Source organism: Streptomyces sp. NPDC046379, from assembly GCF_055587785.1.
This window is the reverse complement of sequence record NZ_JBVJFP010000002.1, coordinates 269442-291911: the sequence shown is the minus strand read 5'-3', so window position 1 is coordinate 291911 and position 22470 is coordinate 269442. Positions and strand designations below refer to the sequence as shown.

The following is a 22470-nucleotide window of genomic DNA, read 5'->3' as shown; positions in this document are numbered from 1 at the left end:
GTGTCGTCGCCGGTTCAACCAGATCGCCGGTCGCGGTCGGGGCGCCGACGGCACTCCGGCGGCCCCGCTCACCCGGCGGTCGGCGTGTTCGGGGTGCTGACCGGGACCGCCGCGCACAGCCCGGCCGGGCCCGAGGCGTGCGTGGCGGTCCCGGCCCCGGCCGGGGCGGTCCCGGTTCACCGTCCGGCTCCCGCTCGGCGGCGGCCGGGACGGGGATCAGGAGTAGGTGACGTCCGAGGCGCTGTAGCGGCAGTACGTGCCGTCGGGGCCGCTGCCCAGCGAGGTCGGCTCGGCGCCGCTGCTGTTGCCCCGGAAGCGCTCGCAGACCTTGATCTTCTTGCTGCTGTCGCCGACGATCGTGATGTTCGAGAACGTCGCGGTGTCGCCGTAGTTGGTGTTGATGCCGGCGAGCACCTTGCCGGGCGCGGTCACCTTGACGTTGCTGACGACCACGGCGCGCTTGTACTGGGTGGAGCAGTTGCCGCAGGAGCGGTACAGCTTGCCGAAGTCGGAGACCTGGAAGTCCCTGATCGTCAGCGTGCCGGCGCCGTTGTGCTGGAAGACCTTGTCGTCCGCGCCCTTCGCGCCGCCGCCGGAGACCAGGTACGCCGCGGAGGCCGACTTGCCCTTGAAGCTGGCGGCGTCCTCGCCGACGTTCTCCCACCACACGTTCTGCAGCGTGCAGCTGCCGAGGCAGTGGACGCCGTCGGCGGCGGGGGTGCCCAGCACCACGTTCTTCAGCACCGCGCCGTCGGCGAGGGTGAACAGGGGGTCCTGGCCCTCGTCCTGGCTCTCGTCGCCGAGCGCGCCGGAGCCGTAGAAGCGCTTGAGGGAACCGTCGTAGGTCCCGGAGACCTGGATCGTGGAGGTCACCGCCTGCTGTCCGGCCGGGGTGGGCCAGGCGCCGAGCGCGGAGGTCGCCGTCGCGGTGGGCGTGGCGGGCCGCGTCGCGGTCGCCGACGGCCTGGCGGTGGCGGTGGGGGACGCGGACGGCGAGGCGGGACGTGACGTGGACGACGCGGTGGCGGACGGGGCGCCGGCAGTGGTCGCGGCGAGCGTCCAGGACTTCGTGGCGGCCTTGTCGCAGGAGTTCTGCTGGGCCAGGCCGCCCTTGAGGTTCAGGCACTTGGCACTGAGCCCGTTGACCAGGTGGTGGGCCTCGCCGACCGCGCTGAGCTTCCAGACCTGGGCGGCGCCGCCGTCGCAGTCCTGCCGCTCGACGGGCTTGCCCGCCGAGGTGGAGTCGCCCTGCACGCCCAGGCACAGCGCGCCGTTGGTGACGGTGAACCCGCCCTCGGCGTCGGCCAGCTTCCACACCTGCGCGGCGCTTCCGTCACAGGCGGCGGCGCCGGGCTGCACGCCACCGGCCGGCGCGGTCAGACAGGTGTCGTCGGCGCCGTTGACCAGCCGGTACGTCCCCGCACCGGGGCCGGACGCGGACGCCGACATCAGCACGCCGGTGGCGACCGCGCCACCGGTCAGCGCGGTCGCCAGCACGGCCACCACGATGCTTCTACGACCCTTGGTGCTCCTGCGCCTCGACCGGCGCGGGCTTGCGTTCTCGCTCACGTGATCTCTCTCGTTGGACACGTTCCGAACCCCCGTATGCACCCGTTGGTCGCCGCCGGGGGCGGGGAGGTTGCCGTGTCCGTCGAAAAAGATCGACGCGTTTCACTCCCCGGCCGGCTCCAGGCGCAGGGAGATCGAGTTGATGCAGTACCGCTGGTCCGTCGGAGTCGGATAGCCCTCGCCCTCGAAGACGTGCCCGAGGTGCGAGCCGCAGCGGGCGCAGCGCACCTCCGTGCGGACCATGCCGTGCGAGCGGTCCTCGATCAGCTCGACGGCCGCGCTGTCCTTCGGGTCGTAGAAGGACGGCCAGCCGCAGTGCGACTCGAACTTGGTGTCCGAGGTGAACAGTTCCGCTCCGCAGGCGCGGCAGGAGTAGACGCCCTTGGTCTTGGTGTCGGTGTACTCGCCGGTGAAGGCGGGCTCGGTGCCGGCCTGCCGCAGTACGGCGTACTCGGCCGGGCTCAGCTCCGCCCGCCACTGCTCGTCCGGCTTCTCGACGTCGTACGGCATGTGCGTCAGCCCCTCACTTCGACAGGCGGTCCAGGATGAGCGGGCCGAGGTCCGTGACGTCGCCCGCGCCCATGGTGAGAACGAGATCGCCGGGCCGTGCCATTCCCGCGATCACCGCGGGAGCCTCGGCCTTGTCGCGCACCGCCGTCACGTCCGCGCCCGCCGCGCGGGCCGCGTCGATGATCAGCTCGCTGGTCACGCCGGGGATCGGGTCCTCGCGGGCCGGGTAGATGTCGAGCACCACGGAGGCGTCCGCGAGGGCCAGCGACTGCCCCATCTCCTTGCCCAGCTCCTGGGTCCGGGAGAACAGGTGCGGCTGGAAGAGGACCACGATCCGGGCGTCGCCGGCGGCGGCCCGCATGGCCTCCAGGTCGGCGGTCATCTCGGTCGGGTGGTGGGCGTACGAGTCGATGACCTGGACGCCCGCCGCCTCGCCCTTGAGCTGCAGCCGCCGCTTCACGCCGGTGTAGGCGGCCAGGGCCTGCGCCAGCTCGGCGGCCGGCACGCCGAGCGCCGCGCCGGCGGCGAGCGCCGCGACCGCGTTGTGGGCGTAGTGCCGGCCGGGCACGGAGACGGTGAAGGTCAGCTCGCTCCCGTCCAGGACGACGGTCACCTCGCTCTTGAGGCCCTGCGCGACGACGGACAGGATCCGCACGTCCGCGTCCTCGGACTCGCCGTACGTCACCACCCGCACGCCCTCCACGCGCCGGGTCAGCTCGCGCGCGCCCTCGTGGTCGGCGGAGATCACCAGCGTGCCGCCGGGCACGATCCGCCCGGCGAACGTCCGGAAGGAGTCGTGGATCTCCTCCATGGACGCGTAGTTGGCGTGGTGGTCCAGCTCGACGTTGAGCACGATCGCCACTTCGGGCGCGTACTTGTGGAAGCTGCGGTCGCTTTCGTCCGCCTCGGCGACGAAGATGTCGCCCCGGCCGTGCAGGGCGTTGGAGCCGGGCGCGTCGAGGTCGCCGCCGATCGCGTACGACGGGTCCAGGCCCAGCTCGGTCAGCGACACGGCCAGCATCGAGGTCGTGGTGGTCTTGCCGTGCGTGCCGGCGACCGCGAGCCCGCGCAGCCCCTCCATCAGCGCGGCGAGGGCGTCGGAGCGGTGGACGACGGGAATGCCCAGCTCGGCGGCGCGCACCAGCTCGGGGTTGTCCTGGCGGATCGCCGACGACACGACGACACAGCTGGCGTCGTCGGCGAGGTGCCCGGCCGCGTGCCCGATGTGCACCGTCGCACCCAGCGCGCGCAGCGCCTCGGCGGTGGCGGAGTCCTTGGCGTCGCTCCCGGCGACCTTGGCGCCGCGCTGGGCGAGGATCTTGGCGATGCCCGACATGCCGGCCCCGCCGATGCCGATGAAGTGCGGTCGGTCCATGGCGGTAGGAAGGCCGGCTGCCATGCGTGTTTCTCCCCGGGTGCGGTGCGTAGGACGATGAGCGGCCCCAGCCTATTGCGTACGGCGGGGGCACGGCGCCAAGGGCACGGGGCCGTGCCGACGCCTGTGCCGTACCGTCTCCGGGTCCGGACTGCCGCGCTGCGCGGCCTGCCGGCGCACGGCCCCGGTGCCGGCCGCCGTGGGCCACGACGCGCGGTGCCGGTGCCGGCCGCCGTGGGCCACGACGCGCGGGCGCGACCTGCCGTCCGCCCGCCGGACTACGCCTTGCTGTGCGAGAACAGCTTCAGCACCGGCACCCCCACCTTGTGCCGGGCGCGGGACGCCCAGTCGCGGTGGAAGAACTCCTCGACGTAGTGCGGATCGGTCAGCACGATCACCTCGTCCGCCCCCGTCTCCTCCACCAGCCGCTTCAGCGCGTCCAGCGGATGGTCCTCGATCAGCCGCCCCACGGCCTGGGCCCCGGCCGACCGCAGCGCGACGAGGGACACCTCGAGGGCCCGCTGCCCGACGCTCAGGGCCTCCTCGCCCTCGGGGGTCTCCCCCTCCCGGACGGCCTCGTCGAGTTCGCCCAGGGCCACGTCGTCGATGGCCCGCAGCAGCCGGTCGGCCTGCTCCCCGCGGGGCTGCAGCAGCACGTGGAAGGCCACCGGCTCGTCCCCGTGCAAGGTGGTGACGAACTCCACGTCGGCGGACGTCAGGGCCTTCTCGATCATCAAAACGCTGGTGAACACCGCGCCCCATTTCTCCCTGCGGAAACCATCCTTCCCCGTGATCGCACGGGTACTGCGAGTCCTAGTGTGCCCCGCCGAGGGGAAGCGGAACGGCAGATTCCGAAGAAACGGAAGGAGAGATTCCGCTTCATCGGGCCCGCCGGTAGCGGGAGTAGAGGAACCCGTCCTCCTCCAGCAGGGACGCCAGTTCGAACCGGTGCGGCACCGCCACCGACGGCCCCCCGGCGATGCGCTGCGCCCCACCCGCGGCGAGCATCGGCGACACGGTCAGGCACAGCTCGTCCAGCACCTCCGCGGCCACGAGCTGGCCCAGCAGCCGCGGGCCGCCCTCGGTCAGCAGCCGGGTGTGGCCGAGCCCGGCGAGCGCGCGCACCGCACGGGCGGGCTCCACACCGACGCCGTCGCCCGCGACCACCACCCGGGCGCCCGCCTTCTCGGCCGCCGCGACCCGGTCGGGCGCGGCGGCGGCGCCGGTGAGGATCAGCGTGGGGACCAGGGGCGAGGTGAACAGCGGCAGCGAGTAGTCCAGCTCCAGACCGGCGCTGACCACCGCGATCGCCGGGGCCGGCCCCTGCCCCGCGGCCTCGCGCAGGTCCGCGAACTCCTTGCGCTCGCGGGCGGGCCGGTACCCCTCCAGACGAACCGTTTCCGCACCGACCAGGACCACGTCCGCGAGGGCTCGCAGGGTGCCGAAGATCCGCATGTCGGCGGCGTTGGAGATGGGGTGGGAACGGCCGTCGTGCTGGGCCGCGCCGTCGAGCGTGGAGACCATGTTGGCGCGCAGCCAGGGCCGCGGCTCGCCGGGCGGGGTCTCGGGGTAGGCGTAGGCGGCGGCCAGCTCGGCCAGGCTCCACTCCCGCGCGCCCTCGTCCGCCCCCGGGGTCCCGCCACAGGCCGGGGCAGCTGTCTGGTCGGTCACAGGGAACAGGCGTCGCATGTTCTGCAGTCTGACACGCCCTTTAGCATGGGTAACCGTGTCGTCCTCCCCCGCCGCATCCGGCGCCCACCCGATAGCCGACGCGGCTCCGCTCTCCCTGTGCGCCCGCGAGCCGCACGTTCCCGCGGAGCGGCTGGTCGCCGAGATGGTGCCGCCGCCGCGCTTCGACTCGGTGCGCTTCGGCACGTACATCCCGGACCCGAACCAGCCGAGCCAGAGCGAGGCCGTACGGGTGCTGGAGGGGTTCGCCGCCGGGCTCGGCGGCGCTCCGGACGGCGGCGGCAGGCGGGGCTTGTTCGGATTCGGCAGGGCCAGGGCGCCCAAGGCGCCGGCCGGCCCGCGCGGCGTCTACCTGGACGGCGGCTACGGCGTCGGCAAGACCCATCTGCTCGCCTCCCTGTGGCACGCGACCCCGGCCGAGCCCGCGCTCAAGGCGTTCGGCACCTTCGTGGAGCTGACCAACCTGGTCGGCGCGCTCGGCTTCCAGCAGACCGTGCGGACCCTGTCCGGGCACCGGCTGCTGTGCATCGACGAGTTCGAGCTGGACGACCCGGGCGACACCGTCCTGGTCTCCACGCTCCTCGGCAAGCTGGTCGAGGCGGGCGTCGCGCTCGCCGCCACTTCGAACACGCTGCCGGGCAAGCTCGGCGAGGGCCGGTTCGCGGCGGCCGACTTCCTGCGCGAGATCCAGGGCCTGTCCGCCCACTTCCGCGCCCTGCGCATCGACGGCGAGGACTACCGCCACCGCGGCCTGCCCGAGGCCCCGGCGCCGTACGGCGCCGACCGGGTGACCCGGGCGGCACACGCCACCGAGGGCGCCTCGCTCGACGCCTTCCCCGACCTGCTGGACCACCTCGCCCGCGTCCACCCCAGCCGTTACGGCGCGCTGACCGACGACCTGAAGGCGGTCTGCCTGACCGACGTGCGCCCCGTCCCGGACCAGTCGACGGCCCTGCGGCTCGTGGTGCTGGCCGACCGGCTCTACGACCGCGAGGTGCCGGTCCTCGCCTCCGGCGTGCCCTTCGATCGCCTGTTCAGCGAGGAGATGCTGCAGGGCGGCTACCGGAAGAAGTACTTCCGGGCCATTTCGCGGCTGACCGCCCTGGCCCGCGACGCGCAGCGGCTCGTCGAGCACCGGTAGCCGACGGCGGTGCCCCGGCGGCCGGTCGAGCCTCAGCGACCGGTCGGGCCCCGGCAGTCGGCGTGAGCCCCGGTGAACCGGTCGGGCCCCGGCAGTCGGCGTGAGCCCCGGTGAACCGGTTGAGCCCGAGCCGCCGACAGGAGCCCCGTAACCCGTTCGGCGCAGCATGGATCACGCCAATCACCCGCTGTTTTCAGGCGGTCTGCGCTCTGTGACACTGAGTTAACCCTGCAAAGAACTTTGCAGGGTTAATGTCTTTCTTGACCAACCGTTGACCAACCGTTGGTGCGGACTAGAGGCGTGCAGAAACCGGAAGGGTGCTCATGTTTCGAGGTGCGACGGTCAAGGCCCCGATCCCGGGCCACATCGCCGACCCGTGCACCCGCCCGCCCTTCGCTCGGCACGCTCCCTTCGCAGACGCGCACATGCCCCGCCACCGCGGGGCCGTGGCCCAGCGGCCCGCAACCATGCGACGGCCCTCCCCCACCACTGTCCCTACCGCCCGACGCGCCGTACCGCGCGCCAGGAGGAATCGACACATCATGCAGCCCCTCATCGACAACGCCCGCACGTTCGGACAGCGCCCTGAGGAGTTCGCCGGCCTCGCCCAGGGCCAGTCCCCGGACGTCCTGTTCATCACCTGCTCCGACTCCCGGGTCGTCCCCGCCCTGATCACCGGCGCCCGCCCCGGCCAGCTGTTCGAGCTGCGGACCGCGGGCAACATCGTGCCGCCCTACACCGCCGGGCGTCCCACCGGCGAGGCCGCCACGATCGAGTACGCCGTGGAGGTGCTCGGCGTCCAGGACGTCGTCGTCTGCGGCCACTCGCACTGCGGCGCGGTCGGCGCGCTGGTGCGCGGCGACGACCTCGAGGCCGTGCCCGCCGTGCGCGACTGGCTCGCGCACGCGGCCGACGAACCCAAGTCGGCCGACCCGGCCGACCCGACCGTCGCCGACGCGGTGCAGCACCATGTGCTGTCCCAGCTGCTGCGGCTGCGCTCCTACCCGTGCGTGGAGCAGAGACTGGCGGACGGCCGTCTCCGGCTGCACGGCTGGTACTACGAGGTGCACACCGGGGCCGTGCTCGAACACCGCGCCGCCACCGACGCGTTCGAGGCCCTGTGAGGACCGCGATGAACTCGTCCCCCCGCAGGCTCACCCGCGAGTTCCCCTACCTCAAGCAGGACTTCGCGGCCTCCCTCGTGGTGTTCCTGGTCGCCCTGCCGCTGTGCGTGGGCGTGGCCGTCGCCTCCGGCGTCCCGGCCGAACTGGGCCTGGTCACCGGCATCGTGGGCGGCATCGTCACCGGACTGCTGCCCGGCAGCAGCCTCCAGGTGTCCGGTCCCGCCGCCGGGATGACCGTGCTGGTCTTCGAGGCGGTCCAGGAGTTCGGGCTGCCGGCGCTCGGTGTGATCGTGCTGGCCGCCGGGCTGCTCCAGCTGGCCATGGGCGCCCTGCGACTGGGGCGCTACTTCCGGGCCATCTCGATCGCGGTGGTCGAGGGCATGCTGGCCGGCATCGGTCTGGTGATCATCGCCGGCCAGGTCTACGCGGCGGCCGGTCTGGAGGCTCCGGACTCCGGCCTGGGCAAGATCCTCGGCCTGCCCGGCGCGATCGTCGACGCCGCAGGCGACGGCACGGCGCTGATCTCGGCCACCGTCGGAGCGGTCACCGTGGCCGTGATGGTGCTGTGGCCGCGGCTGCCGCACAAGCTGCGCTCGGTGCCCGGCGCGCTCGCCGCCGTGGTCCTGGCCACCGTCGGCACGCTCGTCCTCGACCTGGACGTGGCCACCGTCGAGGTGCACGGTCTGCTGGACTCCATCCAGCCGCCCGGCCTCGGCGAGTTCGGCGAGCTGGCGACCCCGGCGTTGCTCGGCACGGTCCTGGCGTTCACGCTGATCGCCTCCGCCGAGAGCCTGTTCAGCGCGGCGGCCGTGGACCGGCTGCACGACGGGCCCCGCACCCAGTACGACAAGGAGCTGATGGCCCAGGGCGCGGGCAACACGGTGTGCGGCGTGCTCGGCGCACTGCCGATGACCGCGGTGATCGTGCGCAGCTCGGCCAACGTCCGGGCGGGCGCCCGCACCAAGGCGTCCCGGGTGATGCACGGCGTCTGGCTGCTGCTCTTCGCGGCGATGCTGCCCGGAGCGCTGGCGCTGATCCCGGTGCCCGCGCTGGCCGGCATCCTGGTCCACGCCGGCTGGAAGCTGATCCCGTTCCGGCAGATCGCCGCGATGTGGCGGGGCCACCGGGGTGAGGCGCTGATCCTGGTGGTCACCGCGGTGTCCATCGTCGCGGTGAACATGTTCGAGGGCGTCCTGATCGGTCTGGCCCTGTCGGTCGTGAAGACCGCCTGGGAGGCCTCGCACGTCAAACTGGAGGTCGTGGACAAGGGCGCCGGGCCGATCCAGGCCTATCTGTCGGGCAACGCCACGTTCCTGCGGCTGCCGAAGATACTGGACAGCCTGGAGGCCCTCCCGCAGGACCGGCCCATCGAGCTGGACCTGTCGGGCCTGCACCACCTGGACCACGCCTGCCGTACGGCGCTGGAGAACTGGGCCGAGCGGCACAGCGCCTCCGGCATCGACCCGGTGAAACTGATGCTCGCGTCGGCCGCACCCGCCGACCGGCAGCTGAGCAGTACCTGACCGCGTCCGCGTCCGGGACGACGCCCGGTGTCGTCTCCCTGTCCGCCCATGGCCAGGGAGACGACACCGGGCATATCGTTGCAGGAGCGGGCAGAGCGGACGCATCAGACCTCTGGGTGAGGAGGTCGTCATGGTCGAGGAACTGCTGGCGGCGGGCGCGGCGGCCGGCTGCGCCGGGGTGGTGTACCTCGCGGCGGCGGCACGGGTCGTCAAGCAGTACGAGCGCGGGGTGGTCTTCCGGCTGGGCCGGCTCCTCGGGGACGCGCGGTCGCCCGGGTTCACGCTGGTGGTGCCGTTCGTCGACCGGATGCACAAGGTCAACATGCAGATCGTGACCCTGCCGGTGCCGGCCCAGGAGGGCATCACCCGCGACAACGTCACGGTGCGGGTGGACGCGGTGGTGTACTTCCGGGTGGTCGACGCGGCGAGCGCGCTGGTCAAGGTCGAGGACTACAAGTTCGCCGTCTCCCAGATGGCGCAGACGTCGCTGCGCTCCATCATCGGCAAGAGCGACCTGGACGACCTGCTGTCCAACCGCGAGCAGCTCAACCAGGGCCTGGAGCTGATGATCGACAGCCCCGCCGTGGGCTGGGGCGTGCAGGTCGACCGGGTGGAGATCAAGGACGTCTCGCTGCCGGACACGATGAAGCGCTCCATGGCCCGCCAGGCCGAGGCCGACCGCGAGCGCCGGGCCCGGATCATCAACGCGGACGCCGAGCTCCAGGCGTCGAAGAAACTGGCCGAGGCGGCGCAGGCGATGTCCGAGCAGCCCGCCGCGCTCCAGCTGAGGCTGCTGCAGACGGTGGTGGCGGTGGCCGCGGAGAAGAACTCCACGCTGGTTCTGCCCTTCCCGGTGGAACTGCTGCGGTTCCTGGAGCGGGCGCCCGCGCAGGACCACGCGCCCGCGCCGAACGCCACGAAGATCGCGGACCGCGCTGCCGCCCCCGGCGTCGCAGAGATCCCCGACCGCCCGCCCTCCCCCGGCGTCACACAGACCCCGCACCTCGCGCCTTCCCCCGCCGTCCCCCAGACCCCCGCCTCCGCGCCCGCGCCCTCCCACGGCGTCGCAGATCTCCCCGCCCCCGCCCCCGGCGTCGCGCGGGCCCCGGACCGTCCGGCCGGGTGACTTCCGGCGGACCGGGCGCGACGGTCGCACCGATCATCCGCTTTACATCGTTACGTTCGTCCGGTGATCCTTCCCGTACGACGCCTCGCCGCGCTCTGCGCACTCGGCGCCGCCCTCACCGCCTGCGGCGCCCCCGAACTTCCGCGGCGGGCCGTGCACCGGGTCCCGACGCCCGCCGAGGTCTCCTCCCGTCCGCCCACCCTGGCGCCCGGCCCCGCGGGTCTGACCCCGGTCTTCGAGCGCGGCGCGCGCACGCCGGACCGGACGGTGGCGCTCACCTTCGACGCCGACATGACCGCCGACCAGGGCGCGCGGGCCGCCGCCGGCGAGCGCTTCGACAACCCGGAGCTGATCGCCGCACTGCGGGCGCTGCGCGTGCCTGCCACCGTGTTCATGACGGGCCGATGGGCGGAGGAGTACCCGGTGCAGGCCCGCGCCATCGGCCGCGACCCGCTCTTCGAGGTCGCCAACCACTCCTACAGCCACCACGCCTTCACCGGGGACTGCTACGGGCTGCCCACCGTCCCCGAGGAGCGGATGCGGGCGGACGTGGAGCGGGCGTTCGCGGCGTTCCGCAGGGTGGGCGTACGGGACCCGAAGCCGTACTTCCGCTTTCCCGGCGGATGTTACGACCGCCGGGCGCTGCGCGCGCTGAGCGGCGCCGGGGTGACGGCGGTCCAGTGGGACGTGGTGGGCGGCGACGCCTTCGCCACGGACGCCGGCGCGGTCGCCCGTCAGGTGCTGGACGGCGTACGGCCCGGCTCGGTCGTCGTCCTGCACTGCACCCGCAGCGCGGCCCCGGCCACCGAGCGGGCCATCCGCACGATCGTGCCCGAGCTGCGCCGCCGCGGCTACCGCTTCGTCAAGGTCTCGGAGCTGATCGGGACGGCGGCCGGCCGCCCCGGGACCGGTCTCTGAGCCCCGGCCGCGGAGCCCTGCGGACCTGACCACGAAGCCCTGCGCGCCCGGCCTCGGAGCCCTCCGGACCCGGCCACGGGGTCCTACGCTGGAGACATGAGCGAAGCGAAGGACGACGAGGCGACCGGCTACTGCCTGATCGACGCCACGCGCCCGCCCAGGGCCGACGGGCCGCCGTACGCGGACTGCGTGCTGTGCAGGGAGCCGACGGAGTACCCGGAGTCGTACAAGGGCATCACGCTCTGCCCGGTCTGCGAGTGGCAGGAGGCGCAGCGGACGGCCTGTTCGGGCTGACCCCGGCGGCCGGGAGGAGCGGAACGGAACGGATCTTCCGCCTGGCAGACTTGGGGCGTGACCCACGCATCTCCCGAGCAGTCCGTGCGCGACCTCGCCCCGCAGTTCGTCCTCCCGCTGGTGGTCCGGATGGAGCGCGACGCGCGCCCGGCCCGGACGGACGCCCTGGAGACGGCGGCGCGCGCGGTGCTGGTGCTGCTCACCGACGAACGCTCCGTCGGCGAGGGCGCGTGGGCGCGGGCCGTGCGGGACTGGCAGGACGCCCGGATCCGCAAGGTCGTGCGCCGGGCGCGCGGGGCGGAGTGGCGGCGGGCAAAGGCTCTGCCCGGCATCACCGTCACCGGCGAATCCGCGGAGGTACGGGTCTTTCCTCCCGTGCCGCTGGACGGCTGGCCCAAGGACCTCGCCCGCCTCCAGGTCTCCGGCACCGACCTCGACGACCCGGAGCCGCCGGTCGAGGCGGACCGCACCGCGCCGGTGCTGTGGCTCAACCCCGAGGTGTCCATGTCGGCCGGCAAGGCCATGGCCCAGGCCGGGCACGGCGCCCAGCTGGCCTGGTGGGCCCTGTCCGACGAGAACCGCGCCGCCTGGCGGAAAGCGGGCTTTCCCCTTTCGGTGCGCACGGCCGCCCCGGACCGCTGGCGCGAGCTCACCGCGTCCGGCCTGCCGGTGGTCCGCGACGCGGGCTTCACGGAGATCGCCCCCGGTTCGGCCACGGTGATCGCGGACCACCCGGCGCTGCGCCGCGCCCGCTGAACACCCCGCCCCTCCCGTACGTACCTCCTGGCGCCGACGCGGCACGAACGCGCCCACGCTCAGCAGTCTCCGGGAGGCACCTTTGCGGCGTATCAACGGTACGGCCCTGATCATCGCGGCCCTCGTCGCCACCGCTGCGGCGCTCGCGTTCCCCGTGTGGTCGTACGCCGACCGCTCCGGCACCGGACAGGCGAACGTCGCCGCCGGGACCGTGAACACCCGGTGGGGGCCGTTGACGGCGGCCGACCGGGATCTCATCGTGCGGGTGCGGCTGGCGGGGCTGTGGGAGCTGCCCGCCGGTCAGCAGGCCATGGAGCGGGCGCCCAGCGAGGCGATCAAGGAGGCCGCGGACCACCTGATCGTCGGCCACACCGACCTGGACAAGCGGGTGCGGATCGTCGCCGCCCAGCTCGGCGTCGAACTGCCGAACCAGCCGAACGAGCAGCAGCAGGGCTGGCTGGACGAGCTGACCGCGGCGACCGGCGAGGAGTACGAGTACAAGTTCGCCAACCTGCTGCGCGCGGCGCACGGCAAGATCTTCCCGGCGATCGGCGCGGTGCGGAACAGCACCCGCAACACGCTGGTGCGCCAGCTCGCCTCGGACGCCAACCTGACCGTCCTGGACCACATCACCGTCCTGGAGAAGACCGGCAAGGTCGACTTCGACGCCATCGCCGACGACGCCGCGAACGCCTCCACCGCCAGCCCGACCGGCCCGCCGCCGCCCGTTCCCGGGCAGATCGCGCCGTCGGCGCCTCCCGCCGAGCCGAGCGGCGAGATCGGCACCACCTCCCGGCCCTCGCCGGGCGAGCCCGGCACCGTCGACACCGGCCGCCCCGATCCGGTGGACTCGGAGGGTGCGCTGCGGTGACACGGCGCCCACCGACGCAACCTCAAATGTTGCTCTGAAGGCGGTCGGCGCGGGGTTCGGGGCCGGGGCGCGGGGCCATACCCTCCTCACGCGGGGACACGGAGGCGGGGGATCATGGAGCGACCGGGACAGCGACGGGAACTGGGCACGGGCATCGGATGGCGGCCGGAGATCGCGGACGCCGTGGAGGCCATGGCGGGCGTCGACTGGGTGGAGGTCGTCGCCGAGAACGTCTGCCCCGGCCACCTCCCCGACTCCCTGCGGCGGCTGCGCGCCCGCGGGGTGACCGTCGTCCCGCACGGCGTCTCCCTCGGCCTCGGCGGCGCCGACCGGCCCGACGAGGGGCGGCTGACGGCGCTCGCCGAGCGGGCCGAGGCGCTGGAATCGCCGCTGGTCACCGAGCACATCGCGTTCGTCCGGGCCGGCGGCGCGCTCACCGCGTCCCCCGCGCTGGAGGCCGGGCACCTGCTCCCGGTGCCGCGCACCCGCGACGCCCTCGACGTGCTCTGCGAGAACGTGCGCATCGCCCAGGCCGCGCTGCCCGTCCCGCTGGCCGTCGAGAACATCGCCGCGCTGATCTCCTGGCCCGGCGAGGAGATGACCGAGGGACAGTTCCTGTACGACCTGGCCGACCGCACCGGCGTACGTCTCCTCATCGACGTGGCCAACCTCCACACCAACCACGTCAACCGCGGCGAGGACCCGGCCAAGGCCCTGGCCGACCTGCCCGTGGAGGCCATCGCGTACGTCCATGTCGCGGGCGGCTTCGAGCGCGACGGCGTCTGGCACGACAGCCACGCCCACCCGGTCCCGCGCCCGGTGCTCGACGTCCTCACCGACCTGGCGGCACGCGTCGCACCGCCGGGCGTCCTGCTGGAGCGCGACGAGAACTTCCCCCGGCCCGAGGAACTGGAGAGCGAGCTGACGGCGATCCGGACAGCCGTGGCGGAGGGACGACGGCTCGCGGACGCCGGGGCCGGGGAGGCGCGACGGCCCGCGGACGCCGGGACCGGAGAACCGCGACGGCCCGCGGACGCCGGGACCGGAGAACCGCGACGGCCCGCGGACGCCGGGACCGGAGAACCGCGACGGCCCACGGACGCCGGGACCGGAGAAGCGCGGCAACTCACCGCCGCCGCAACTGATGCAGCACGGCCCGCCGCCGCAGGAACCGAAGAAGTGCAACGGCCCGCCGCCGGAACCGGGGAGGCGCGGGCAAAGACGCCCGGCGGCCCGACGACCCCCGTCGCCGCTGCCGTCTCCGCCTCCGCTCATGCCTGCGTCCCCGCCGCCACCCGGCAGCGCGTCGCCCTCGCGCAGGCCGCCCTGCTGTCCGCCCTGGTCGCCGGGACGCCCGTGCCCGAGGGGTTCGACCGGGTGCGGCTGGGGGTGCAGGCGCGGGCGCTGGCCGCCAAGCGGGCGGACGTCGTCGCCAGGGTCGCGCCGGAGCTGCCCGCGATCCTCGGCGCCGGTTACCGCGCGGCCTTCCTCGCCTACGCGCAGGGCCGGCCCATGACCGGCGGCTACCGGCACGACGCGCTCGCCTTCGCCGAGTGGCTGCTGCGGACGGGCCGCGTCCGGGACGCGCGGGCGCGCGGGGAGCTGCGGGACTGGTGGCTGGAGCGGTCGGGACCGGCGCCGCGCTCCCGCTCGGGCATCGCGGCACGCGCGCGGGCCGGAGTGGCGGCGCGGGCGCGCCGGGTCCTGTCGCGCCGCTGACGCGCCCCGGGGGCGCACGGAAGCACTCGGCGCGACACCGGCCGACGGTGCTTGTCTTCTCCCGTACCCGAACCAAACATCCCTTTTGTCGCCGCCGAGCTCCGAAAGGGATACGCGATGAGAGCTGCCGCCCTGTACACGGCCGCCGGTTCCCTGCTCCTGACCACCCTCGCCGCCGTCCCGGCCGCGCCGGCCGGCCGGGCGGTCCCGGCGGCCGAGGCGGTCCCGGCGGCCGAGGCGGTCCCGGCGGCCGAGGCGCGGGGCGTCGCCGTGGCCGCCGCGCGGGCCGCGGCGACCGGGATCGCCTTCGGCAAGTGCGCCGACGCCCAGGATCTGCCCGGGCACATGGAGTGCGGCACGGTCCGCGTCCCGCTCGACTACGCCCGCCCGAACGGCCGGCAGATCACCCTCGCCGTCAGCCGCGCCCGGGCCACCCACCGCGACCCCGGCAACAGCAAGCGCAACGTCCCCAGGCAGGGCGCGCTGGTCTACAACCCGGGCGGACCGGGCGCCTCCGGCCTCTACTTCCCGCTGGCCGGACTGGTGCCCGAGTGGAAGCGCCTCGCCGCCGCCTACGACCTCGTGGGCTACGCCCCGCGCGGCGTCGGCCGCTCGGCCCCGATCTCCTGCGAGGACCCGAAGCTGCATTTCAAGGCGCCGACGCTCTCGCCGACGCACCCCACCGAGGCGTACAAACGGGAGCGCGTCGCGCGGGCGAAGGCATACGCGCGCGGCTGCGCCGAACGGTCGGGCGACGCGCTGCGGCACTACCACTCGCTGAACAACGCCCGCGACCTGGACGTCCTGCGCGCAGCGCTCGGCGAGAAGCGGCTGACGTTCATCGGGGCGTCGTACGGCACCTACTTCGGAGCGCTCTACGCGACGCTGTTCCCGTCGCACGTACGGCGCATGGTGTTCGACTCGGCGGTGAACCCGGACCCCGCCAAGATCTGGTACCGCAACAACCTCGACCAGTCGGCCGCGTTCGAGGACCGCTGGGAGGACCTGAAGGAGTGGATCGCCGGGCACGACGACGTGTACGGGCTCGGCGTCACCGCGAGCGGGGTGCAGCGCAGTTACGACCGGGCGCGGGCACGTCTGGCCGCCGAGCCCGCGGGCGGGAAGGTGGGGCCGGGGCAGCTGCAGGGCGTGTTCCTCCAGGCCGGGTACTACGACGACTACTGGCCGCACCGCGCCGCGGCCCTGTCGGCGTACCTGAAGGGCGATCCGCAGCCGCTGATCGACCTCGCCGCTCCGGTCGAGGAGGCGGCGGCCGAGGCGGAGAACTCCAGCGCGGTCTACACGGCCGTCGAGTGCAACGACGCGCCCTGGCCGACGGACTGGAGGGTGTGGGACCGGGACAACACGCGGCTCGCGCGCGTCGCGCCGTTCGAGACCTGGGACAACGCGTGGATGAACCTGCCGTGCGCCTTCTGGCCCGCGCCGCGGCAGCGGCCGCTGGACGTGCGGACCGGGCCGGGCGAGCTGCCGCCGACGCTGATCCTGGCCGCCGAGCGGGACGCGGCGACGCCGTACGAGGGGGCGCTCGAACTGCACCGGCGGCTGCCGGGGTCGGTGCTGGTGACGGAGCGGGACGCCGGCACCCACGGGCTGGCGGGCGGCCCCAACCGGTGCCTCAACGGCCATCTGGACGCCTACCTGCTGGAGGGCCGGCTGCCCGGCCGCCGCGCCTCGTGCGCGGGGCGGCCCGAACCGGTCCCGGCCGCCCCGGCGGCTGCCGGTCCGGAGACCGGCCCGGCGGCCGAGGGGGAGCCGACGGCGAAGGCCGGCCCGGCCGGCCAGGGGCGGCGCTGACCCGGTCCCGGACCGCGCCGGCCCTGGCCCGCACCTCCCCGCCCCGCCTCGCCCGACCGGGGCCGTCGCGCGGTCGGGCGAGGCGGGGTGGAACGTCCGTCAGGCCAGGCCCGCGACCAGGTCCGCGACGTCCTTGCGGCGGCCGGTGAAGAACGGCACCTCCTCGCGCACGTGCAGCCGCGCCTCCGAGCCGCGCAGGTGACGCATCAGGTCGACGATGCGGTACAGCTCGTCGGCCTCGAAGGCGAGCAGCCACTCGTAGTCGCCGAGGGAGAAGGAGGCGACGGTGTTGGCGCGCACGTCGGGGTAGCCGCGGGCCATCTTGCCGTGGTCGGCGAGCATCCGGCGGCGGTCCTCCTCCGGCAGGAGGTACCAGTCGTAGGAGCGCACGAAGGGGTAGACGCTGACGTAGGCGCGCGGCGTCTCGTCGGCGAGGAACGCCGGGATGTGCGAGCGGTTGAACTCGGCGGGGCGGTGCAGCGCCATGTTGGACCACACCGGCTCCAGTGCGCGGCCCAGCCGGGTGCGGCGGAAGAGGTTGTACGCCTCCTGGAGCTGGTCGGAGGTCTCCGCGTGCCACCAGATCATCAGGTCGGCGTCGGCGCGCAGCCCGGAGACGTCGTAGGTGCCGCGGACGGTGACGTCCTTGGCGGCGAGCTGGTCGAACAGCTCCTGGACCTCTTCGGCGTACCCCGCGCGGTCCTCGGGGAGCACGTCCTTCAGCCGGAACACGGACCACAGGGTGTAGCGGATGACCTCGTTGAGGTCCTTCGCCAGCTTGCCCTTGTTCGGGATCCGGTCGGGGGCGGTGGTGGGGGCGTCGTCACTCATGGCCTCATTCTCCCGCTCCGCCGTGCAGGCTCTGCACCGGGTGGGCGGTGAGTTCGCGCACGGCGCGCAGGTCGCCGCCCAGTTGGTCGGCCGCGGCGTGGGCGCTCGCGATGCAGGCGGGGATGCCGACGCCGTCGTAGGCCGCGCCGCACACCGCCAGTCCGGGCAGCCTTCCGAGGTGCTCGCGGATGCGGGCCACGCGCGCGTGGTGGCCGACCGGGTACTGGGGCAGGCCGGCGTCCCAGCGGGTGACGCGGGTCTCGACGGGTGCGGCGTCCAGGCCGACGGCCGCCGCCAGGTCGCGCCGGGAGACGTCGACGAGTCCGGCGTCGTCGCGGCCGAGGATCTCCGACTCGCCGTACCGGCCGACGGAGGTGCGCAGCACGGTCAGGTCCGGGTCCTGGTCGGCGATCCAGCCCCATTTGCGGGAGGCGAACGTCGACGCCTTGATCGTCCGTCCGTCCACCGGCGGCACCAGGAAGCCGCTGCCCTCGGGGAGGCGGGCGTCGATGCTGCGGTAGGCGAGGGTGATCAGCGCCATCGACGCGTATTCCACGGCGGCCAGCTCGGCCGCCGCCGCGGGGGCCTCGGCGCGCAGCAGGCCGGCGGCGGCGGGCGCGGGCACGGCGACGACCACGGCGTCGGCGCCCAGCACCCGGCCGGCCGCGGTGACCCGCCAGCCGCCGGACGGTTGTCGGCGCAGCTCCGTGACCGGCGCCCGCGTGACGATCTCGCCGCCTGCGGCGCGCACCGCGTCCGCGACCGCGAGGGGCAGGGCGCCGACGCCGCCCCTGATGCCCAGGAACACCGGGCCCGCTCCCGCCCCCGCCGGGGCCTCGGCCGCCCTGCGCTGGATCTCCCGGACGGCCTCGGTGAGCGAGGTGTGCGCGCGGGCGGCCTCGAAGAGCTGGGGGACGGCCGAGCGCATCGAGAGCCGGTAGGCGTCGCCCGCGTAGACCCCGCCGAGCAGCGGCTCCACGAGCCGGTCGACGACCTCCCGGCCGAGCCGGCGCGCGACGTACTCCCCCACCGCCACGTCGTCGCCGATCTCGGTACGGGGGAGGTCGGCGTCGCGCTCGATGCGGCGCACGCCCTCGTCGGACAGCACGCCGGAGAGCGCGGCTGCGGTGCCGGGCACGCCCATGACGTGGCCCTTCGGCAGGGGCCGCAGGGCGCCGCGGGTCCAGATCGACGCGGTGGCGGTGGCCGGCGGCTCGAGCCGGTCGGCGAGGCCCGTCTCGCGCGCGAGGCCGACCGCCTCCGGACGCCGGGCCAGCAGCGACTCGGCGCCCAGGTCGACCCGCACCCCCGCGATCTCGCCCGGCAGCAGCTTGCCGCCGACCCGCCCGGACGCCTCCAGCACGGTCACCCGCGCTCCGCGCCCGAGCAGCCGGTGGGCGGCGGCCAGCCCGGCGATTCCCGCTCCGATCACGACGACGTGCCCGGCGCGCCCGGCGTCGTCCGTACGTGCTGCGTTCATGCGTCCACCTTCTCAGACACCACTGACAGCGCCGCCGGGGCCGTGTGGCCCCACCGAGTCCCGACCGTGACCGCATCGGGACCCGGGACCGCCAACGCCCGGACCGGCTCCCGCGTCGAAGGAGCGTCACTGGTCATCACCGAGGGGGGACCCACATGTCCGCACCATGTCCCGCACCACGCGCCACACGCCTGCCCGCGCGGCGGCCGCTCGCGGCCCTGGCCGGCATTCTGCTGGCCGCCGCCCTCGCGCTCACCGGCTGCTCCGGCGCCGACGACATCGGAGGGGGTGGCACGGCGGCCGACGGCAAGGCCGAAAAGGGCGCCCTCCAGGAGGGCGCGGCCGGGTCGGGCGCCGCCGACCGCGCCTCCGCGGCGCCCCGGCCGCCGGCGCAGGTGCAGGTGCAGGGCCACATCATCCGCACCGCGTCCCTGTCCGTCCTGGTCGAGGACGTGCCCAAGGCACTCGACGAGGCCCGCGCCACCGTCGAGGGCGCCGGCGGCCATGTGGGCAGCGAGTCCACCAGCCGGGACGAGAACGGCAACGAGTACACCCGCGTGGTCCTGCGCGTCCCCACCGAGCGCTACGACGACGTCCTCGCCGACCTGGAGGGAGCGGGCAGGCTCCTGGAGCGGACCGCCAAGGCGCAGGACGTCACCGACCAGGTGGTCGACGTGGAGAGCCGGATCAGGACGCAGCGCGCCAGCGTCGCCCGGATCCGCGAGCTGATGGACCAGGCCGTCAAGCTCAGCGACGTGGTGGAGCTGGAGGGCCAGTTGAGCAGCCGTCAGGCGGATCTGGAGGCCCTGCTCGCCCGGCAGGCGTCCCTGAAGGACCGCACGAGCCTGGCCACCATCAGGCTCTCCCTGTCCGAGACCCCGGTGGAGAAGGCCGCCGAGGACGGCGACCCGGGGCTCGGGGACGCGCTGGCGGGCGGCTGGGACGCGTTCGTGGGGATGCTGCGCTGGATCCTGGTGGCCGTCGCCGCGGTGCTGCCGTTCGCCGCGCTGGCCGCGCTGCTGCTGTTCGTCTGGCTGCGGGTGCTGCGGTCCCGCGGGACCGGCCGCCCGGCCGCCGGCGAGGCGATGACCGCCCTGGGCCCGCTGCCGGCCGCGCGGCCGGCGCCGACGCCCGCCCCCGCGCAGGGCACGGGTGAGGAGGACTGAGAACGTCCGCGCCCGCGGAGGGGACGGGCGAGCGGGACCCAAAACGCCCGCCCCCGTAGCGTGTTGGTATGAGCGAGCGCGCAAGCGGTACCGGGAGCAGGCAGCGGCTGGTCGTGATCGGCGGTGACGCGGCGGGCATGTCCGCCGCGTCACAGGCCCGCCGGCTGAAAGGGCCGGACGAGCTGGAGATCGTGGCCTTCGAGCGGGGCCGCTTCGCCTCCTACTCGGCGTGCGGCATCCCGTACTGGGTGGGCGGCGACGTGCCCGACCGGGACCGGCTGATCGCGCGCACGCCGGACGAGCACCGCGCGCGGGACATCGACCTGCGGCTGCGGACCGAGGTCACGGAGATCGACGTCGACCGCGGGCGGGTACGCGCGCGTGACGTCGATTCCGGGGCCGAGTCCTGGACGTCGTACGACAAGCTGGTGATCGCCACCGGGGCACGCCCGGTCCGGCCCGACCTGCCGGGCGTCGACGCCGCCGGGGTGCACGGGGTGCAGACCCTGGACGACGGCCAGGACCTCCTGGACACCCTGGCCCGCACCCCCGGCCGGCGCGCAGTGGTCGTCGGCGCCGGGTACATCGGCGTGGAGATGGCCGAGGCGCTCATCAAGCGCGGCCATCGGGTGACCGTCGTCAACCGCGGCAGCGAGCCGATGGCCACCCTGGACCCGGACATGGGCCGCCTGGTGCACCGGGCCATGGAGGGCCTCGGCATCACCATGGTCAACGACGCCGAGGTGACCGCGCTGGACACGGACGGCGACGGGCACGTCCGCGCGGTCGTCACGGACGACGCCGCGTACCCGGCGGACGTCGTCGTGCTCGGCATCGGCGTACGCCCCGAGACGGAGCTGGCGCGGGCCGCGGGGCTGCCGCTCGGGGAGTACGGCGGGCTGGTCACCGACCTGGCGATGCGGGTGCGCGGGCACGAGAACGTCTGGGCCGGCGGCGACTGCGTCGAGGTCCTGGACCTGGTGTCGGGCAGGCTGCGGCACATCGCGCTCGGCACCCACGCCAACAAGCACGGCCAGGTCATCGGGACCAACGTCGGCGGCGGGTACGCCACCTTCCCCGGCGTCGTCGGCACCGCGGTCAGCAAGGTGTGCGACCTGGAGATCGCGCGCACCGGCCTGCGCGAGAAGGACGCCCGCCGGGTGGGGCTGCGCTACGAGGCGGTCACCATCGAGTCGACCAGCCGGGCCGGCTACTACCCCGGCGCCTCCCCGATGACGGTCAAGATGCTCGCCGAACGCCGCACGGGCCGCCTGCTCGGCGTGCAGATCGTGGGCCGCGAGGGCGCGGGCAAGCGGGTGGACGTCGCGGCGGTGGCCCTGACGGCCGGCATGACGGTGGAACAGGTGACCGCCCTCGACCTGGGCTACGCCCCACCGTTCTCCCCGGTCTGGGACCCGGTCCTGGTGGCGGCCCGCAAGGCGGCCCAGGCGGTACGGCGAAACCCCTGAGCAGCGTCCGGAAGGGGCGCGGGGAACTGCGCGCTCGCCCCGCGCCCGGCACCCCGCCGGGCACCTCACCGCGCCATGCCTCCCCCAGCGGAGCGACCCCGCCCCGTCCGCCGGTTCGCCGACGGCATCCAGGGCAGTAGTTCCTCGTGGTCATCCCCGTCCATGACGTGAACCCCGCCCGCCGCACGCCCTGGGTGACATACGCCCTGATCGCGGCGAACGTCGTCGTGTTCCTCCTCATGCCGGGCATGGCCGGCGCCGTGGCCGGCGACAGCAGCCTGGCCCAGACGTGCCATCTGCACGCGTTCCTGGAGCAGTACGCGGTGGTGCCGCGGGAGCTGCTGCATCACCACGTGCCCCGGCTGGTGCCCACCGGTGAGGTCGGGGTCGGCGCGCAGGGACCCGGCTGCCTGGTCGGCCCGCCGGACTACGACAAGTCGCCCGAGCTGAGCGTGCTCACGGCGATGTTCCTGCACGGGGGCTGGCTGCACCTGCTCGGCAACATGCTCTTCCTGCTGATCTTCGGCAACAACATCGAGGACCGGATGGGTCACGTCCGCTTCGCGCTGTTCTACGCCGTCTGCGGCTACGCGGCGTCGTACGGCTTCTCGCTGGCGAACGACGAGTCCGGCGACCCGCTGATCGGCGCGTCCGGGGCGATCGCCGGCGTCCTCGGCGCCTACCTGGTGCTCTATCCGAAGGCCAGGGTCTGGGTGCTCGTGCCCTTCCTGATCTTCCTGCCGCTGCGGCTGCCGGCCTGGACCGTCCTCGGTCTCTGGTTCCTGCTCCAGGCCGTCTACTCCGCCGGGCAGGGCGTCACCGGCGCCGGCACGGTCGCCTACCTCGCCCATGTGGTCGGCTTCGTCGCGGGCATGCTGCTGGCCTGGCCCCTGCGCCGCGGCACTCCCCCGCCCCCTCAGCCGCGGGGCGTCCTCTTCGGCCGCCGGGCGCGGCCGGGCTGGTAGGCGCGGGAACTCGGCCCCGGCACGGGGCGGAGGCCCGGCACGGGGCGGAGGCCCGGCACGGGGCGGAGGCCCGGCACGGGGCGGAGGCCCGGCACGGGGCGGAGGCCCGGCACGGGGCGGAGGCCCGGC

20 protein-coding genes and 1 pseudogene are annotated in these 22470 nt (G+C 74.3%); 13 read left to right on the top strand and 8 right to left on the bottom strand.

Translation table 11 applies throughout. From position 1 onward, the window contains the following. Nucleotides 1-216: 216 nt before the first annotated feature. The 6 genes and pseudogenes from ACZ6KF_RS05220 to ACZ6KF_RS05195 form a co-directional block, all read right to left on the bottom strand. Complete coding sequence (locus ACZ6KF_RS05220) at nt 217-1104, bottom strand: pectate lyase (protein ID WP_469158388.1); 888 nt, start codon at nt 1102-1104, stop codon at nt 217-219. Then, a pseudogene (locus tag ACZ6KF_RS05215) lies at nt 1090-1449 on the bottom strand (RICIN domain-containing protein); the annotation flags it as partial. The gene ACZ6KF_RS05220 and the pseudogene ACZ6KF_RS05215, both read right to left, overlap by 15 nt. 222 nt (nt 1450-1671) lie before the next feature. Continuing rightward, on the bottom strand, nt 1672-2079 hold the full coding sequence (msrB, locus tag ACZ6KF_RS05210) for a peptide-methionine (R)-S-oxide reductase MsrB (protein WP_356632535.1): 408 nt from the start codon (nt 2077-2079) through the stop codon (nt 1672-1674). Between the two features lie 13 nt (nt 2080-2092). Further along, complete coding sequence (gene murC / locus ACZ6KF_RS05205) at nt 2093-3478, bottom strand: UDP-N-acetylmuramate--L-alanine ligase (protein ID WP_356632533.1); 1386 nt, start codon at nt 3476-3478, stop codon at nt 2093-2095. 254 nt (nt 3479-3732) lie between these two features. Beyond that, complete coding sequence (locus tag ACZ6KF_RS05200) at nt 3733-4206, bottom strand: indole-3-glycerol phosphate synthase (RefSeq protein ID WP_356632531.1); 474 nt, start codon at nt 4204-4206, stop codon at nt 3733-3735. A 127-nt stretch (nt 4207-4333) separates the two neighbouring features. After that, complete coding sequence (locus ACZ6KF_RS05195; protein ID WP_356632529.1) at nt 4334-5143, bottom strand: pyrimidine reductase family protein; 810 nt, start codon at nt 5141-5143, stop codon at nt 4334-4336. Nucleotides 5144-5180: 37 nt separating this feature from the next. On the opposite strand from ACZ6KF_RS05195, the gene zapE reads away from it, so the two are divergent. From zapE to ACZ6KF_RS05145, 10 genes are all read left to right on the top strand, one after another. Further along, entirely contained in the window at nt 5181-6284 is a 1104-nt protein-coding gene (zapE, locus tag ACZ6KF_RS05190; protein WP_356632527.1) for a cell division protein ZapE, read from the top strand. Between the two features lie 542 nt (nt 6285-6826). Further along, on the top strand, nt 6827-7408 hold the full coding sequence (locus ACZ6KF_RS05185; RefSeq protein ID WP_356632525.1) for a carbonic anhydrase: 582 nt from the start codon (nt 6827-6829) through the stop codon (nt 7406-7408). An 8-nt stretch (nt 7409-7416) separates the two neighbouring features. Then, nucleotides 7417-8931 carry a SulP family inorganic anion transporter gene (locus ACZ6KF_RS05180; protein ID WP_356632523.1) on the top strand — a complete coding sequence of 505 codons (1515 nt, stop codon included), beginning with the start codon at nt 7417-7419 and terminating at the stop codon, nt 8929-8931. A gap of 130 nt (nt 8932-9061) precedes the next feature. Further along, on the top strand, nt 9062-10057 hold the full coding sequence (locus ACZ6KF_RS05175) for a slipin family protein (protein WP_469237359.1): 996 nt from the start codon (nt 9062-9064) through the stop codon (nt 10055-10057). Between the two features lie 63 nt (nt 10058-10120). After that, nucleotides 10121-10975: a polysaccharide deacetylase family protein gene (locus ACZ6KF_RS05170; RefSeq protein ID WP_469175326.1), complete on the top strand. Its 855-nt coding sequence runs from the start codon at nt 10121-10123 to the stop codon at nt 10973-10975. Nucleotides 10976-11071: 96 nt separating this feature from the next. Beyond that, a complete protein-coding gene (locus tag ACZ6KF_RS05165) occupies nt 11072-11269 on the top strand; it encodes a hypothetical protein (RefSeq protein WP_356632517.1) in 198 nt (65 codons plus the stop codon). 57 nt (nt 11270-11326) lie between these two features. Continuing rightward, nucleotides 11327-12025: an aminoacyl-tRNA hydrolase gene (locus ACZ6KF_RS05160; RefSeq protein WP_469237357.1), complete on the top strand. Its 699-nt coding sequence runs from the start codon at nt 11327-11329 to the stop codon at nt 12023-12025. Nucleotides 12026-12107: 82 nt separating this feature from the next. After that, nucleotides 12108-12896 carry a DUF4142 domain-containing protein gene (locus ACZ6KF_RS05155; protein ID WP_356632513.1) on the top strand — a complete coding sequence of 263 codons (789 nt, stop codon included), beginning with the start codon at nt 12108-12110 and terminating at the stop codon, nt 12894-12896. 114 nt (nt 12897-13010) lie between these two features. Next, a complete protein-coding gene (locus tag ACZ6KF_RS05150) occupies nt 13011-14615 on the top strand; it encodes an MbnB/TglH/ChrH family RiPP precursor modification enzyme (RefSeq protein WP_469237355.1) in 1605 nt (534 codons plus the stop codon). A gap of 117 nt (nt 14616-14732) precedes the next feature. After that, nucleotides 14733-16430, top strand: a complete 1698-nt coding sequence (locus ACZ6KF_RS05145; RefSeq protein ID WP_469237353.1) for an alpha/beta hydrolase — start codon at nt 14733-14735, stop codon at nt 16428-16430. Between the two features lie 99 nt (nt 16431-16529). On the opposite strand, the gene hemQ is transcribed toward ACZ6KF_RS05145, so the two are convergent. Next, nucleotides 16530-17261, bottom strand: a complete 732-nt coding sequence (gene hemQ, locus ACZ6KF_RS05140) for a hydrogen peroxide-dependent heme synthase (protein WP_356634659.1) — start codon at nt 17259-17261, stop codon at nt 16530-16532. A 4-nt stretch (nt 17262-17265) separates the two neighbouring features. Further along, the gene (hemG, locus tag ACZ6KF_RS05135; RefSeq protein WP_469158282.1) at nt 17266-18741 is read right to left on the bottom strand and encodes a protoporphyrinogen oxidase; all 1476 of its coding nucleotides are present in this window, start codon (nt 18739-18741) and stop codon (nt 17266-17268) included. Between the two features lie 155 nt (nt 18742-18896). Between hemG and ACZ6KF_RS05130 the strand changes: the two genes are divergently transcribed. The 3 genes from ACZ6KF_RS05130 (at nt 18897) to ACZ6KF_RS05120 (ending at nt 22341) form a co-directional block, all read left to right on the top strand. Continuing rightward, on the top strand, nt 18897-19907 hold the full coding sequence (locus tag ACZ6KF_RS05130) for a DUF4349 domain-containing protein (protein WP_469237350.1): 1011 nt from the start codon (nt 18897-18899) through the stop codon (nt 19905-19907). 68 nt (nt 19908-19975) lie between these two features. Next, entirely contained in the window at nt 19976-21376 is a 1401-nt protein-coding gene (locus tag ACZ6KF_RS05125) for an FAD-dependent oxidoreductase (protein WP_356634653.1), read from the top strand. Between the two features lie 146 nt (nt 21377-21522). Continuing rightward, nucleotides 21523-22341, top strand: a complete 819-nt coding sequence (locus ACZ6KF_RS05120) for a rhomboid family intramembrane serine protease (RefSeq protein WP_356634651.1) — start codon at nt 21523-21525, stop codon at nt 22339-22341. Nucleotides 22342-22470 lie beyond the last annotated feature (129 nt).

What these genes read in the sequence shown, in the direction of transcription:
- ACZ6KF_RS05195 (WP_356632529.1), bottom strand. Translation starts at nt 5,143, where the DNA reads ATGCGACGCCTGTTCCCTGTGACCGACCAGACAGCTGCCCCGGCCTGT.
- hemQ (WP_356634659.1), bottom strand. Translation starts at nt 17,261, where the DNA reads ATGAGTGACGACGCCCCCACCACCGCCCCCGACCGGATCCCGAACAAG.
- hemG (WP_469158282.1), bottom strand. Translation starts at nt 18,741, where the DNA reads ATGAACGCAGCACGTACGGACGACGCCGGGCGCGCCGGGCACGTCGTC.
- ACZ6KF_RS05180 (WP_356632523.1), top strand. Translation starts at nt 7,417, where the DNA reads ATGAACTCGTCCCCCCGCAGGCTCACCCGCGAGTTCCCCTACCTCAAG.
- ACZ6KF_RS05125 (WP_356634653.1), top strand. Translation starts at nt 19,976, where the DNA reads ATGAGCGAGCGCGCAAGCGGTACCGGGAGCAGGCAGCGGCTGGTCGTG.
- ACZ6KF_RS05185 (WP_356632525.1), top strand. Translation starts at nt 6,827, where the DNA reads ATGCAGCCCCTCATCGACAACGCCCGCACGTTCGGACAGCGCCCTGAG.
- ACZ6KF_RS05145 (WP_469237353.1), top strand. Translation starts at nt 14,733, where the DNA reads ATGAGAGCTGCCGCCCTGTACACGGCCGCCGGTTCCCTGCTCCTGACC.
- murC (WP_356632533.1), bottom strand. Translation starts at nt 3,478, where the DNA reads ATGGCAGCCGGCCTTCCTACCGCCATGGACCGACCGCACTTCATCGGC.
- ACZ6KF_RS05130 (WP_469237350.1), top strand. Translation starts at nt 18,897, where the DNA reads ATGTCCGCACCATGTCCCGCACCACGCGCCACACGCCTGCCCGCGCGG.
- ACZ6KF_RS05150 (WP_469237355.1), top strand. Translation starts at nt 13,011, where the DNA reads ATGGAGCGACCGGGACAGCGACGGGAACTGGGCACGGGCATCGGATGG.
- ACZ6KF_RS05175 (WP_469237359.1), top strand. Translation starts at nt 9,062, where the DNA reads ATGGTCGAGGAACTGCTGGCGGCGGGCGCGGCGGCCGGCTGCGCCGGG.
- msrB (WP_356632535.1), bottom strand. Translation starts at nt 2,079, where the DNA reads ATGCCGTACGACGTCGAGAAGCCGGACGAGCAGTGGCGGGCGGAGCTG.
- ACZ6KF_RS05165 (WP_356632517.1), top strand. Translation starts at nt 11,072, where the DNA reads ATGAGCGAAGCGAAGGACGACGAGGCGACCGGCTACTGCCTGATCGAC.